Below are 14,634 nucleotides of genomic sequence, written 5' to 3' on the forward strand. Positions count from 1 at the left end.
GACTTCCGCCCAAGGAGAGATGACCCATGCGTGACCGTACGCGAATAAACGTCGATGCCAGCCAAACGGTGCGCCCGTTCAACCGGTTCTGGCGCGGCACCGGCTTTTCGCCGGCCGAACTGCTGCTCGAGCCCGAGATGCGCCAGATGCTTGCCTATATCGGCGGCCTGCCGAACGAGGGTATCCGGTTCCTGCGGGTGCATTATCTCTACAATCTGCTGAGCGCAAAGGGCGGGGCGGACTACGACTGGTCGCTGCTCGATCGCGCGCTCGACGTGATGATCGAACACCGCCTGAAGCCGTTCTTTGAGCTGATGGGCAACCCGTCGGGTCTGTTCACCGATTATGAGGATATGGATCAGGTCAAGCGCTGGCGGGATCTCGTCACAGTGACTGCGGATCGCTATGGCGCGCGTTACGGCATCGAAGAATTGCGCACATGGTATTTCGAAACGACGAACGAGGCCGACTCCGGCTGGTGGACCTACGGGATCAAGGGTTACACCAATTATTACGACGCCTGCGTCGCCGGGCTCGATGCCGTCGATCCCAGCCTGCCGATGGGCGGGCCTGGCACCGCCCGCACACTCTCGCCGATCTTTCGCGCCCTCATGGCGCATTGCGACAGCGGCACGAGCTGCCTCACCGGCGACGGCCCGCCGCGCATCGACTACATCTCGATCCACGAAAAGGGCGTCAACGGCAGCAAGGAAGACCTGACCCCGAAAACCAACGCCATCGTCGACCGCACGCTGCTCGTCGTCGACTATCTCAAGGAGCATCACCCGCGGCTTGCCGGCCTGCCGATCGTCAACGACGAATGCGATCCGCAGCTCGGCTGGAGCGATCATCACAGCTGGCACGGCAAGGCCTATTACGCCGGTATCATTGCCCGCATCATCGAACAGCACGACCGGCGCATCATCGCCCCGAAAGCGGCGAATTTCACCTTCCTCAGCAATGACCACGCCTTTATCGGCGGCTGGAGCCAGCGCACGATCTTTGCCTATTTCGGGCCGCGCAATTTCACCAAGGCGCAGTGGGAGCACAAGACCGACCTGGATAGGCTGGTCACGGATGTCGACAGGGCGCCGCCCTTCGACATCATCAAGAAGCCCGGCCTCACATCGATGGAACTGCTGGCAACACTTGGCGACACCATTTGCAAGGTGACGGCCGATCCGCCGCTTTCTCCCGACCAGGATGGCCTGGCGATCCTGCCGACACGGCTGCCGGGCGGCGGTGTTTCCATCAGCCTCATCCACAGCGTCGATGCCATCAACCGTTCGGGCCGGACCGCCGTCCGCCTCGAGGTGAACGGTCTGGTTCCCGGCCGCCATGCGCTTTGCCTGTTGCGCATCGACGAGGAATTCACCAATCCGATGGAGGTCTGGGAAGCCCAGCGCGACGAAAGCAATCCACGCGGACCCTTCGAGCCGGTCGGCGCGCCGCCGCAGCCGACTGAAGCGCAGTTTGCCGAAATGCGCCGCGCCCAGGAGCCCGCTCTGCTGCATCCGATCAGCGTCGTCGCATGCGACGAGGGCCGGATCAGCGTCGACCTGGATGTGCCGTTGCCGTCGCTGACGCAGGTGCTTGTCGTGCCCGACATCGGCGTAAACCCCGCGACACCCACCGCCCTTGCCGTCGAGCGTTACCTCGGTCTTGGCGATCGGGAGGAACGCACGCTGTTTTGGGCTGCCGGCGATGCCAGCCCCGCCATCTTTTACGATGTGCTGGCCAGCACCGATGGCAAGAGCTTTGAAAAGGTCAGTGCCGTCCCGCTGATCTCGACGGCCTTCCTGCACATGTCGCCGCCGGAGGGCGTGCGTTATGCGGTGCAGGCCCGCGATGCATTCGGCCGCCGCAGCGAACTTTGCGTCTCATGAACCGCGCCATGGATATCGCCTATTTCACCAAGACGCTGGAGGGCCTGCCGCTTGAAAGGGCGGCGGAGACCACAGCCGGTCTGGGCTTCGACTGTGCCGATCTTCTCATTCGCGACGGCCACGCCGTTTCCCCTGACAGGCCGGAAGAGATTGCCAGGGCCGCAAGGCTGTTTGCCGCGGCCGGCCTGCGCATCCCGATGGCGACCATCGACTCCACGCGGCCGGACGATGCAGCAGCCCGGCTTCTCGGTTGCTGCGGTGAGGCCGGCATCAGGCAGGTCCGGCTCGGCTTCTGGCGTTACGACCCGTCGCGACACTGGCAGGTCCAGGTCGATGAGGCGCGGCGCGACCTCGACGGTTTCGAGCGCCTGGCCGAACGCTTCGGCATCACGCTGACCATCCAGCTTCACGGCGGGACCCTGCACAGCTCGGGCGCGCTGGCGGTGCACTTGCTGGCCGGGCGCGATCCCCTCAGGATCGGCGCCTATCCCGATCCGGCCAATCAGATCATTCGCGAGGGAAGCGAGGATTGGCGTCTGACCCTGGACCTTCTCGCGTCCTGGTTCTGCTACATGGGCGTCAAGAATTGCGGCTGGTTTCCCGGCGCTTACGGAGCGCACGGCCAGCGTGCCTGGCATTCGGACTGGTATGGTCTCGACGAAGGCATGGTGCCCTGGAACGACATCGTCCCGCATCTGGTGGCCACCGGCTTTGCCGGCGTGCTGTCGATGCATTCCCAATACCGGGTTCCCCGGGGAACAGGCGCTCGACAAGGCCCGCGCCGATCTTGCCCATCTCAGGCGCCTGGTCGCCGCAGCGAAAGAGTAGAACCATGAGTAAACAGGCTCCCGTTATCGCCGTCTTGCTGACCGAAAAGACCCGCCGGATGATGCTGAACGATGCGGCGATTGCCCAGTTGAACGCCCTTGGCGAGGTGCGCTGGCCGACCGGCGCCGCAATCGACCCCGGCGATGTCGACCACCTGTTGCACGGCGCTGTCGCCTGCCTCACCGGATGGGGCACGCCGCCCTTCGATCCCGCGGCGCGCCAGCGGCATCCGCAACTTGCCCTTGTCGCCCATTCGGCAGGCAGCGTCCGTACCCTCGTTCCCGCCCGTCTGTTCGACGATGGCCTTCGCGTCACCCATGCCGCCTCGAAAATTGCCGCTTCGGTTGCCGAGTTCGTGGTCGCCGAAGCGCTTCTGGCCATGCGCGGCATTCATCGGCTGCATCATCAGTTGCGCAACGGCGGCGAATGGCTCGACGTTCGCGCAGCCGTGCCGCAGAGATTGCTGGGCGCCAGAACGGTCGGCATCGTCGGCGCCGGATATGTCGGCCGGGCGGTCATGCGCCTGCTCATTCCATTCGGCTGCCGCGTGCTGGTCGTCGATCCCTTCCTCGACGACAGCGAGGCTGCTGCACTCGGTGTTTTCAGCGTCGGGCTGGACGATATGCTGGCTCGAAGTGATGTGATTTCCCTGCATGCGCCTGTCCTGCCCGAAACGCGCCGCATGATCGGCGCCCGCGAACTGGCGCTGCTGCGCCCCGGAGTGCTGTTCATCAATACGGCGCGCTCGCAGCTGGTCGACGAGGCGGCGCTGCTTGCCGAGATCCGGTCCGGCCGCATCGAGGCGGCATTGGACGTCTTCGACGACGAGCCGCTGCCTTGGGATAGCCCGTTCCGCGACCCCGGGCTCGCCAATGTCACCATTTCACCGCATGCCGCCGGCCACACCGAAGAGGCGCATCTCGCCCAGGGACAGGCCATGGTGGATGAGATCGGCCGGCTGCTTCGCCGGGAGCCTCTCCGCCACGAGGTCACCCGCGTCATGCTCGACCGGATGGCATGATCGTGGACAAAGGCATTGGAGGTTCCGTGACGGCGCCACGCATCAGGATCATCGAGATCGACGCCTTCGAGCGCGATATCAGGCTGCGCCTGCCGTTCCGCTTCGGCGCGGCCACCCTCGAAAAGGCGCCGCAGGCCTTCATCAGGGTCCGTGTCGAGGATGAAAAGGGACGAACCGCCATCGGCGGCGCCGCCGAAATGATGGTGCCGAAATGGTTCGACAAAAACCCGGTGCTGACGCCGGCTGAGAATGTCGATCAATTGCGCGCCTCGATCCGCGCCGCTGCCGCCGCGTCGCTCGAAGCGTCCGTGGCGACGACGTTGTTTACCGCCGCCCGCGTCAACGAGATCGAGACCATACGCCGTCTGCCTGGAAATCCCCTGGCTGCCGGTTTCGGTCCTTCGCTCATCGCCCGCGCCGCACTCGATGCCTATTGCCGTCTTGCCGGCATTTCTTTCTTCGATGCGGTGCGCCGCAACCTCATCGGCATTGGCGGTCATACGCTGCCCGGTGATATCGATGCGGGTACCGTGTCGGCGACGCTGGCCGATCTTCGCCCTGCCGGCTCGATTTCGGCACGGCATACGATCGGGCTTGTCGACCCGATCACCGAGGGCGATATCGCCGATCCCGTCGGTGACAGCTTGCCGCAGAGCCTGGAGGCGGTGGTTGCGCACTATGGCAACCGCTGGTTCAAGATCAAACTTTCGGGCGGGATCGATGCCGATCTCGACCGCCTGACGCGGATCGCCGCCGTGTTGGACCGTATGCCCGACTATCGGGTGACGTTCGACGGCAACGAACAGTTCGGCGCCGCCGAACAGCTCGCCGCCTTATTGGCGCGGATCGAGGCGACGCCCCGACTGGCGCGGCTGCGTGCGGCCATAACCTTTGTCGAACAGCCGTTCTCGCGTGCGATCACCATGGAAACGCCGCTCGGCGATCTCGCGGCGCGATTGCCCTTCCTGATCGATGAGAGCGACGACGGCGACGGCGCCTTCGCCCGCGCCCGGGGGCTCGGTTATACCGGCGTCTCCTCCAAAACCTGCAAGGGCATCTATCGCTCGCTGATGAAGGCGATCCGCATCAGAACCGGAACCGGGCCGGGACTGTTCCTCTCCGGCGAGGATCTGACCTGCCAGGCCGGGCTTGCCGTGCAGCAGGATCTGGCGCTGGTCTCGCTGCTTGGCCTCTCCCATGTCGAACGCAACGGTCATCACTATGTGGCCGGCATGCAGGGTGCGCCGCAGGCGGAGAAGGCGCGCTTTGCCGCGGCCCATCCCGATCTTTACGAGCAGGGAGCCACGGGGCCGCTCCTGTCGATCCGCGACGGCCGGATCGCCATCGCTTCGCTCGGGACGATCGGCTATGCCAGCGGCGCCTTGCCCGATTTCGAAGCGATGAAGCCGCTCACATGACATCAACCGATGTTCACACCGGCCGATCGATCATCGGTCTCTATCCGGCGACCCAGCCCTGCAACATCGAGGATTTCGCCGCCTGGCGCGCCACGCACGGCCGCTAAATGCAGATGATTCCAGGCCGGATCGAGTGACGTTCGATCAGCGAAAAACCGGGCTGTCTCTCCACAGGGTTCCAGCCATCAGCTCGGCATATCCGAGATTATAGACGGCCCGCATGTAGTTTGTGTTGAACGGGTCGAGCATGGAATAGGGAACCTGCACGTCGATCGACGCGAGATGGAAACGCGCGCCTGTCAGTTTCGAATAGTTATAGAGGGCCGTCAGCGCGCTTTGCGTCTGGGATTTGACGAAAATCGAGAAGGCTCTTGCGACCACGGATAGCGTCTTGTCGGGCGTCTTGGCAAATTCCGGCATGAGCGCATTGTTGACGATCACGTAGAAATTGACGGTGGCCCGTTTCGTCGGCCCGAGGCGATGGGAACTCGTGAGCAGAGCTTGCGGCAGCATGAGGACCTGAGAGGCGGAACCTCCATCCGAGTGCATTTCCTCGAAGTGGCGTCCTCCGGACCGGGCCTTGATCATCACTGCCGGATAAACGCCCGGTATGCTTGCCGAAGCCACCATGATGTCCTGAAACAGCCTCAGCGCATCCGGTCGGCCGCTGATCGCGATGGCGCCCATGTTCCACACGACGGCTCTCTGCGTGTCGAGATTGGTCGTCAGAACGAGGAGACGGCGGCCTTTGCGATGCTCGGCAGCAACCTGCCGCAGTATCGCCGGCGTGATGAATTGCTCGACCATTCGCCGCAATGGATCGGCCCTGAGCAAACTCGGGCCAAACAATCCGCCGGCTCGCTTGCTGCGGGCAAGCTCTTCGGCGACGCCGCTGGTGTAGAGGTGCACCAGAGTATCGTCATAGGAGGGTCCGAGGAATGCAAAAGGCGCGATCAGAGCGCCGGTGCTGACGCCGGTCACGACATCGAACTCAGGACGGGTTTTCATCACGCTCCATGCGGAAAGCACGCCGACGCTGAAGGCGCCGCCGGCGCCGCCACCTGAAATCATCAGTGCGTCGACGCAATCCCGCCTGGTGGCGGGGTCCCAATCGAGGAGGTCTTTCGGCGCTTCGTCGAGCCGGGCATCCAGATATGTCCGGATCTCGCCATAACCGGCAATCGAAGCCGTCTCCGCCTCCTTCGCATCGAGCGCCCTGTCCATGGTCTCGGTGCATCCGGACAGGATAAGGGCGAAAGAGAGGAAGGCGATCAGTGCCCGCGTCAAGCTCTTCCCAAGAGGCTTGACTGCGGGGAGGTCCGTAACCACCACGCCCGTCTCCATCAGATGGCAGGACGCGCAGGCGGCACGAGGCCGCCTGCGGGGGAACACGTCCCGCGGTCTCGTTCCGTAGGGACTTCGACCGAAGAGGTTGCCATGAGGGTCACCGGGCATCGCCCGCCGAGAGGAGTCATCTCTAAGCTTGCCCTCGCTTCGAAAGTTCGGGCTTGAAGCTGATCGCTGCATGATCGTTGGATGCATGCGGCTCTTCTTCGCCGGCGTTTTCCTGGCCGAACCCGGCCCGGTGCACGAGGCGCTTGAGCGCCTCGTGCAGATCGTCGACGAAGGTGAAGATGACGGGGATGACGATGAGGCTGAGCAGCGTCGACATCATCACGCCGCCGATCACCACGATCGCCATCGGCTGCCGGAAGCTGGAATCGCCGCCGGTCAGGCTAAGCGCGACCGGAAGCATGCCGGATGCCATGGCGATGGTGGTCATGATGATCGGCCGCGCGCGCTTGTGGCAGGCATCCACGAGCGCTTCGAACCGCGGCATGCCCTGGCGGCGCGACATGATCGCATATTCGATGAGAAGGATGGAATTCTTCGTCACCACGCCCATGAGCATGAGCAGCCCGATGACGGCCGACATCGAGAAGCTGGTTCCGGTTGCCACCAGCGGCAGGAGCGCACCGCCGAGCGAGAGCGGCAGGGCCATCAGAAGCGTGAACGGCTGAAGGAAGTCGTGGAAGAGCAGGACGAGGATCGCATAGATGCAGAACACCCCGATCGACATCGCCAGGCCAAAGCTCTGGAACAGCTCCGAACTGCGCTGAAGTTCGCCTTGTTCGACAAGATTGACGCCCGACGGCAGATGCCGGAGCGCCGGCAGCGCCTGCGCCTCGCGGTTGACGTCGCCCAAGATGCGGCCGTTGAGTTCGACGGAAACGGTGACGTTGCGCATCCGATCGATGCGATCGATCTCGGAGGGACTGCCGCCGATCCGGATATCGGCAATCGATCCGAGGTCGACATTGCCGTTCGTTCCGGCCACCCGCATGTTCTTGATGTCATCGAGCTTCGTGCGTGTCTCAGGGCTGAAGCGGACGACGATGGGAACCTGGCGCTGCGGCAGGTTGAGCTTCGGCAGATCGGCGGAATATTCCCCATTCGTCGCCACGCGCACGGCCTCGGCTATGGCACTTGAGGTCACCCCAAGTGCCGCGGCGCGCGCAAAATCGGGCGTGATCTGGATCTCCGGCGCCTGCCTCGCTGCGGTCGACGTCACCGCGCCGATACCCTGCAAGGTGCGCAACTGCTCTTCGAGCGCCGTGCTTGCGCTGTCCAGCGCGTTGGCATCGTCGCTGGCAAGGGTGATCTCCAACTTCGTACCGTTGCCGCCGCCGCCGACCGCGACACGCACGCCTGACAGAACCGAAAGAGCCTGCCGGATGTCGTTTTCGATTTCCGACTGTTTACGATCGCGCTCGCCGATGGGCGACAGCACGGCGACGATCGTCGCGGATCCGACGCTGCTCGTGGTGCTGGAGTCGGGGCCGCCGCCCTGGGATGCGGAACCGACCGCGGAAAAGACACGCGTCACGTCCTGGAGCTTGCCGACGATATCGGCGGCTTGCCTGGTCGCAGCATCCGTCTGCTCAATGGCGGCGCCGGGTTGCATCGTCAGCGTGATCTGGGCGCGCGCGTCGTCGGAAGCAGGCAGGAAGCCGGATTTCAGGAGTGGGATCGTTGCAAGCGAAAGCGCGACGACGACGGCGGTCACGGCCACCGTGATCTTCCTGTGGTTCATGGCGGCTTTTACGATTGCCAGATAGGCGCGCATGATGCGGCCATCCCGCTCCTCCGTCGGATGGGCCTTCATGAAATAGGCGGCCATCATCGGCGTCAGCAGCCGGGCGACGACGAGCGAGGCGAGGACCGCGACCGCGGCGGTGATGCCGAACTGGCGGAATATCAGTCCCGGTATGCCGCTCATGAAGGCCGTCGGCAGGAAGACGGCGACTAGCGTGAAGGTGGTTGCGATGACGGCGAGCCCGATCTCGTCGGCTGCCTCCAAGGCGGCGTCGATCGGCCGCTTGCCCATCTGCAGGTGGCGGGCGATGTTCTCGACTTCGACGATGGCGTCGTCGACGAGGATGCCGACCACGAGCGACAGCGCCAGCAAGGTGACGATATTCAGGCTGAAGCCGGCGAGGTACATGACGAGGAAGGTCGGGATGACCGACAGGGGCAGGGCCACGGCCGACAGGAGCGTCGCACGCCAGTCTCGCAGGAAGAGCCAGACGACGACGATCGCCAGAAACGCCCCTTCGTACAGCATCTCCATCGAGCCGTTGTAGTTGTCGATGATCGGCCCGAGTGTGCTGTAGGCTTCGTCGATCTCGACGTTGGAATGCTTGGCTGCGAACTGTTTGATCGCCTTGTCGACATCGGCCGCGACACCGCTGTCCGAAAACCCGTTCGAGCGCTTGATCTCGACGGCGACCACGGGTTTGCCGTCGAGATAGGCCATCGAGGAGCGTTCGGCGAAGCTGTCCGTGACGGACGCGACGTCGTCGAGGCGAACCTGCTGCCCGGTTGCCAGGGGAATTCTCAGTTCCTTCAGGGCATCGACGGATGCGACGGCGCCGAGCGTGCGTAATGTCTGACGGGTGCCGCCGATTTCTCCGAGGCCACCCGATGTATCCGCCTGAACCGACTTCAACTGGGCCGACACCGTCTGCGCCGTGACGCCGAAGGCGGCCATCGTCGTGGGATCGAGGTCGACGTGAACCTCTCGGTCGACGCCGCCGATGCGATTGACCTGCCCGACGCCCGGTACCGACAGGAGCGCTTTGGTCAGATCGTTGTCGATGAACCAGGAGAGCTCGGTTTCGTTGAGGGCGGCAGACCGGATGGCATAGGTGACCAGCGCCGAATTCTGCACGGTAACCTTGGTCACGCTTGGCGTTTGCATCTGCGCCGGCAGATCCGTCTTGGCGCTGTCCACGGCATTGCGGACCTCGTTCAGGGCGGTTTCGCTGTCCTTCTCCAGTTTGAAGGAGACGCTGATCGACACCGTGCCGTCGGTGATCGTCGTGGTGACATGGTCGAGATAGCTCAGCGAGGCAAGACTGTCCTCGATCGTGCGGGCGACCTCGGTTTCGAGCTGCGCCGGCGCGGCGCCGTCGAGCGTCGCGGTGACCTTGATGGTCGGGAGATCCATATCGGGGAAGTTTTGCACCGGCAGATGCTTGAAGGCCAGCAAGCCGCCGACGGCCAGCATCACAAAGAGCAGTATCGCCGGTACGGGATTGCGGATCGAAAATGCGGAAAAGTTCATCAGCCTTCTCCCGCAATCTTGACGAGATCGTTGTCCGACAGAAAGGCTCCGCCCGAGGTCACGACGCGCGCCGACGTGTCTAGCCCCGAGACGATCTCGACCTCGCCGCCGTTGCGGCGGCCGGTCTCCACCCGCACCCGTCTGACCCGCTTGTCCTCGCTTCTCGTGAAGACGTAGTTGATCCCGTCACGGAAGACGATCGCCGTCTCCGGAACCGTCAGCGCCGGCGTTGTCCTCAATTCGATGGTGCCGGTGACGTAAAGGCCGGTGCGCGGGTGAATGTCCTCGGGAAGCGCGACATAGACGATCGCCCGGCTGGTATTGGTGTCGACCGAAGGTCCGACGAGCCTCACCTTGCCCTGAATGCGTCCGTCCGGCCCATCGATATCGACGCTCAATCCTTCCGAGATGCGCGCGAGGTAACGGGCGGACACCTCGGCCTGCCATTCGACCCGCTGCTGGCGGACCAGCCGAAACAATTCGCTGCCGGAGGAGACGACCGAGCCGAGCTCGGCCGAGCGCGAGGTTATCAGCCCGTCATCGACGGCGGTGACGGTCGTCTGGCCGAGCTTGATCTTCTGGCTGTCGAGTGCTGCCTCCTCAGACGTAAGGCTTGCCGTCGCCGTCTGTTCGTCGGCGAGATATTCGACGATCTTCTCGTCCGAAAGCGCACCCGAAGGACGAAGCTGCCGAGCCCGGTCGGCATTGGCCTTCGCCTTTGTCAGGTTTGCCTGAGCGGTGACGACGGCTGCCTCCTGCTTGCGAAGGTCGGCCTGTACGCTGTCCTGCGACATCAGCGCGAGGACCTGCCCCTTCTTAACCACGGAGCCGACGTCGGCCAGGATTTCGGTGACGCGCAGACCGCTCGTCTCGGAAGCGATGATGGCTTCCTGCCAGGGTTTCAGCCAGCCGCTGGCGGGAACGGTTTCCGGCCAGTCCCGCTCAGCCGGCGTCACCAGCGAGACGGTCAGGGCGGGTGCGGCGGATTGATCCGCCATAACGCTGCGCAGGGGAAGCAGAAGTGCTGCCGCGGCAACAGCGGCGGCGAACAATCCGGATGGTTTTCTCAACGATGCACTCCTTATGGGGAAAGGCATAGGCGCCTTTTCCCGATCCGCGCCGCTGCGACGAAGGAACGCGGTTCATGCCGCTGCAACCCGCCGGTCTCGGCTCGTGTCGATGTCATGGCAGGATAAGTAACGGGGCGAACGTTAAGTGCGGTCAAGTTCGTGTTAAGTTAGGTAAAACCCGGTCACGCGACGGTGTTTGTGCTGTATGGCTTGCCGGGATCAATGACGGACGAAGTGAATGAACAAGGTTCTCCTCATCGACGATGATGCCGAGCTGACGACGCTTCTGCAGGAATATCTGGTCGAGGAAGGATATGACGTCGTAACGGATACGGACGGTCGCGCTGCCATTGCGGCGGCGGCCGGCAATACGGTCGATATCATCGTGCTCGACATCATGATGCCCCGGCTGAACGGGATCGAGGTTCTGCAGAGGATCAGGAAGCTCAGCCAGGTCCCAGTGCTGATGCTGACCGCAAGAGGCGATGACGTCGACAGGATATCGGGTCTCAATCTCGGCGCCGACGATTATGTGCCGAAGCCCTGCTCGCCGGGCGAGCTGGCGGCAAGGCTGCGCGCCATCCTTCGCCGGGCCGGTCAGCCGGCAACAGGCGCGTCGACCGACACGATCAGGGCTGGGCAGCTCGCGATCCATCCGGGCAGCAGGATCGCCGAATGGCGCGGCGAAACCCTGGAGCTCACCGGCACCGAGTTCAGCCTGCTCGAGGTGCTTGCGCGCTCAGCCGGCCAGCTCGTGTCGAAACAGGATATTTCCAAACGGGCTTTCGGAAAGCCGCTGACCCCGTTCGACCGCCGTATCGACGTCCATATCAGCAGCGTTCGCCAGAAGCTCGGACTGAGGGAGGACGGTCAATCCTGGATCCAGTCCGTCCGCGGTCAAGGCTATCAACTTCTCGTGGACTGACCATGCGCCGACTCTTCTGGAAATTCTTCGCGATGATTTGGCTGACGCTTGCGACGACTCTCACGGTCATCATCGTGATCGTCAACCTCTTTCAGATCCCGCCCCCTGGCCGTGATCGGGAATACCAGGAGCGAGCGATCATTCTGAAGCTGACGGCGAACGTGCTCGCAAGGGATGGAGAGGACGCCGCGGCGCGCTTCATCCGCACAAGTGAAGATACGGTGCCGCTAGGCCTGACGCTTTCGAAAACCATGGAGTCGCCTGCCTGCGGAGACGAGGGCACGGCAGAGACGAGGTCCATCCTGAAAGACGGAATTTGCTACCGGATTTCCGTGGCGCCAGAAGCGAACTTCCTTCTCAACGTTGTGGACAACCTGGCGCTGCTGGTGCCCTGGCTTTCGATCTTCGTTTCGAGCACGGTCGCTGCGGCCGCGCTCGCCGGATACCTCATTCGTCCCGTCGTGCATCTGCGCGATGGGTTAAGCGCGCTTGCCCATGGTCGCTTCTACTTCCGCATCGGTGACAAGATGGCCGGCCGAAAGGATGAAGTCACGGCGCTTGCGCATGACTTCGATTCCACCGCCGCGCGACTGCAGGAGCTGCAGAATGCACAGCAGAGGCTCTTTCACGACGTCTCTCATGAACTGCGCTCGCCGTTGTCCCGCCTGCAGGCCGCTGTCGGCGTGCTTCGGCAGAGCCCGGCCAAACTCGGCCTCATGCTGGATCGTATGGACCGGGAGGTCGAACGGCTCGACGCGCTGGTCGGCGAAGTTCTGACGCTTGCCAGGCTGACAGCCGGATCCGGCCTGCCGCTGAAAACGCAGACCGTGGATGTCATTGAACTCCTCAATGAAATTCTCGGCGACGCCGCATTCGAAGCCCAGGCGCGGGATGTCTCGATCACAAGGAGTGTCGACGGCGTCTTCCGCGCAGAGGTCGAAGGCGAGCTGATCTACCGGGCACTCGAAAATGTCGTGCGCAACGCCGTCAAATATACGGCCGAAAATACGCGCATATCCGTGTCTTGCGAGACGGCGGCCGAGCGCCTCAAAATCTGTGTCACCGATCAGGGGCCGGGTGTCAGGCGCGACGAACTCGAGCGCATCTTCCAGCCGTTCGCACGCGGGAAAGAGGCTGTGCCGCGCGGCGGATACGGCTTGGGGCTTGCCATCACCCGGCAGGCCATCGAGCGCCATGGCGGGCGTGTGCATGCGTCATTGCCCGACGGCGGAGGCCTGGCAATCACCCTGGAGCTTCCAAGGCGGCCGACGTCCCCTGGCTCGGCTAACCATCAAGCCTGATCCGGCTGTCGCGATTTTACCTAACTTTACAGTTTCTTAACCGCTGTTAACGCTGGCCTCGCTAAGCCTGAACCCACGATCCCGGTTCAGAAAGCTCGCCAGTGTATCCGTCGCTCTCCACAAGACTATCATCGCTCCGCTACGCCGCATTCGCCGTCACGCTGCTGCTTTCAGGCTGCGTCAGTGGACCGGATCATGTGCCCCCACAGATGCCGCTTCCGGCGAAATTCGACGAGGGCGGCACCAAAAGCAACGGCGATGTCGTGACGGCGCAGTGGTGGACGGCCTATCGCGACAGGCAGCTCGACGGCTTGGTGGCGCATGGCCTCGACGAGAACCTCGACGTGCTGCAGGCGCTCGAAAACATCAACTCGGCGTCCGCCAACGTCACGGTCGCCGGAGCCGGTGCTCTGCCGAGCTTGAGTGTCGACGCATGGCACACCGTATCCGGCGAGAAGGGCCGGCTGCGCACGACGATCGGCGCAGCGAACACGACGGGAGGCGATGTCAGCCTTTCCTGGCTGCTCGACCTCTTCGGCCAGTACCGTCGCTCTAAAGAGAGCGCCATCGCCTCGCTCGGTGCAGCCTATGCGACGGCCGACAATGCAAAACTCACCTTCCTGAAAGACCTGGTCGAGAGCTATGTCGACGCGCGCTACTATCAGCAGCGTATCGCGCTTTCACAGGCGAATTTGAAATCCCGTCAGCAGACCTTTGAACTCACGCAGCTGCAGCTCAAGGCAGGTGCGGCCTCCCGCCTCGACGTCGTTCAGGCTGAGGGCCTGGTACAGTCGACAAAATCGGAAATTCCCGGGCTCGAACAGAGCTTCACAGAGTCGGCCCATCACATTGCCACGCTGCTGGGGATGCCGGCCTCCTCGCTGACGGACGAGCTGCAGAAGAGCGTGGGTCAGCCGGTCTTCCGCGGCGACATTCGCGCCGGCATTCCGGTCGATCTCATCCGCAACCGTCCCGATATACGCAAGGCCGAACGCGAGCTGGCGGCGGCCGTCGCCGATATCGGCGCTGCCGAAGCCCAGCTCTACCCGTCGATCTCGCTCTCCGGTTCGCTCTCGCCGAGCTGGGTCAAATCATCGGGCGCCAGCGGCGCAAGCCTGACCAGCTGGTCCTTCGGCCCGACGCTCAACCTGCCGATCTTCGACGGCGGCACATTGCGGGCCAATGTCGATATCGAGAAATCCGATGCCAAGACCCAATATCTCGCCTGGAAGGCGGCGGTGCTGAACGGGGTCGAAGAGGTCGAAAACGCACTGTCGGCGGTTCGCCGCGACACGCAGACGCTGCAACCGTTGCGCAGGCAGGTGCAGACGGCGCAGGAATCGCTGGCGCTTTCGACCGCGAGCTACAAGGACGGCGCCTCGTCGCTGCTCGATGTCCTCGACGCGCAGCGGTCGGTCTCCGATGCCGAGGAAAGTCTTGCGGCCACCGTGCAGCAGGTCGCCAAGGATTATGTCGATCTCTACGTCGCCGTCGGCGCCGGTTACCTCAAACAAGAGCAAACCGCATCCGGGCGAACGGCAAAGTCGGGCTGAAAGCG

The 14,634-nt window shown here is 63.5% G+C and carries 9 protein-coding genes and 1 pseudogene; 7 read left to right on the forward strand and 3 right to left on the reverse strand.

Going from position 1 to position 14,634, the window contains the following annotated elements:
* Positions 1–26 precede the first annotated feature (26 nt).
* From J3O30_RS22955 to J3O30_RS22970, 4 genes and pseudogenes are all read left to right on the forward strand, one after another.
* A complete protein-coding gene (locus tag J3O30_RS22955; RefSeq protein WP_207584880.1) occupies positions 27–1,886 on the forward strand; it encodes a glycosyl hydrolase in 1,860 nt (619 codons plus the stop codon).
* 8 nt (positions 1,887–1,894) lie between these two features.
* Positions 1,895–2,714, forward strand: a pseudogene (locus J3O30_RS22960) (TIM barrel protein).
* A 4-nt stretch (positions 2,715–2,718) separates the two neighbouring features.
* Positions 2,719–3,735: a hydroxyacid dehydrogenase gene (locus tag J3O30_RS22965; RefSeq protein WP_207584881.1), complete on the forward strand. Its 1,017-nt coding sequence runs from the start codon at positions 2,719–2,721 to the stop codon at positions 3,733–3,735.
* Positions 3,732–5,153, forward strand: coding sequence for a mandelate racemase (locus J3O30_RS22970; RefSeq protein ID WP_207584882.1), 1,422 nt, complete (start codon positions 3,732–3,734; stop codon positions 5,151–5,153). Before J3O30_RS22965 ends, J3O30_RS22970 begins: the two co-directional genes overlap by 4 nt.
* 144 nt (positions 5,154–5,297) lie before the next feature.
* Here J3O30_RS22970 and J3O30_RS22980 read toward each other — a convergent pair whose 3' ends face one another.
* From J3O30_RS22980 to J3O30_RS22990, 3 genes are all read right to left on the reverse strand, one after another.
* Entirely contained in the window at positions 5,298–6,497 is a 1,200-nt protein-coding gene (locus J3O30_RS22980; RefSeq protein ID WP_246762863.1) for a patatin-like phospholipase family protein, read from the reverse strand.
* 133 nt (positions 6,498–6,630) lie between these two features.
* Positions 6,631–9,780 carry an efflux RND transporter permease subunit gene (locus J3O30_RS22985; RefSeq protein WP_207584883.1) on the reverse strand — a complete coding sequence of 1,050 codons (3,150 nt, stop codon included), beginning with the start codon at positions 9,778–9,780 and terminating at the stop codon, positions 6,631–6,633.
* Positions 9,780–10,877 carry an efflux RND transporter periplasmic adaptor subunit gene (locus J3O30_RS22990; protein WP_207584884.1) on the reverse strand — a complete coding sequence of 366 codons (1,098 nt, stop codon included), beginning with the start codon at positions 10,875–10,877 and terminating at the stop codon, positions 9,780–9,782. The genes J3O30_RS22985 and J3O30_RS22990 overlap by 1 nt, the downstream gene beginning before the upstream one ends.
* A 211-nt stretch (positions 10,878–11,088) precedes the next feature.
* Here J3O30_RS22990 and J3O30_RS22995 point away from each other — a divergent pair, with 211 nt between their 5' ends.
* The 3 genes from J3O30_RS22995 (at position 11,089) to J3O30_RS23005 (ending at position 14,629) form a co-directional block, all read left to right on the forward strand.
* Entirely contained in the window at positions 11,089–11,775 is a 687-nt protein-coding gene (locus J3O30_RS22995) for a response regulator (protein ID WP_207584885.1), read from the forward strand.
* A 2-nt stretch (positions 11,776–11,777) separates the two neighbouring features.
* On the forward strand, positions 11,778–13,076 hold the full coding sequence (locus tag J3O30_RS23000) for an ATP-binding protein (protein WP_207584886.1): 1,299 nt from the start codon (positions 11,778–11,780) through the stop codon (positions 13,074–13,076).
* Between the two features lie 101 nt (positions 13,077–13,177).
* Complete coding sequence (locus J3O30_RS23005) at positions 13,178–14,629, forward strand: efflux transporter outer membrane subunit (protein ID WP_207584887.1); 1,452 nt, start codon at positions 13,178–13,180, stop codon at positions 14,627–14,629.
* The last annotated feature ends 5 nt before the right edge of the window (positions 14,630–14,634 follow it).

The organism is Rhizobium sp. NZLR1 (assembly GCF_017357385.1).
Taxonomy (GTDB): Bacteria; Pseudomonadota; Alphaproteobacteria; order Rhizobiales; family Rhizobiaceae; genus Rhizobium.

Excerpts from the sequence above, each read along its gene's own strand:
- J3O30_RS22955 (WP_207584880.1), top strand. The coding sequence starts at position 27 with ATGCGTGACCGTACGCGAATAAACGTCGATGCCAGCCAAACGGTGCGC.
- J3O30_RS22990 (WP_207584884.1), bottom strand. The coding sequence starts at position 10,877 with ATGCCTTTCCCCATAAGGAGTGCATCGTTGAGAAAACCATCCGGATTG.
- J3O30_RS22980 (WP_246762863.1), bottom strand. The coding sequence starts at position 6,497 with ATGGAGACGGGCGTGGTGGTTACGGACCTCCCCGCAGTCAAGCCTCTT.
- J3O30_RS22965 (WP_207584881.1), top strand. The coding sequence starts at position 2,719 with ATGAGTAAACAGGCTCCCGTTATCGCCGTCTTGCTGACCGAAAAGACC.
- J3O30_RS22985 (WP_207584883.1), bottom strand. The coding sequence starts at position 9,780 with ATGAACTTTTCCGCATTTTCGATCCGCAATCCCGTACCGGCGATACTG.
- J3O30_RS22970 (WP_207584882.1), top strand. The coding sequence starts at position 3,732 with ATGATCGTGGACAAAGGCATTGGAGGTTCCGTGACGGCGCCACGCATC.
- J3O30_RS23000 (WP_207584886.1), top strand. The coding sequence starts at position 11,778 with ATGCGCCGACTCTTCTGGAAATTCTTCGCGATGATTTGGCTGACGCTT.
- J3O30_RS22995 (WP_207584885.1), top strand. The coding sequence starts at position 11,089 with ATGAACAAGGTTCTCCTCATCGACGATGATGCCGAGCTGACGACGCTT.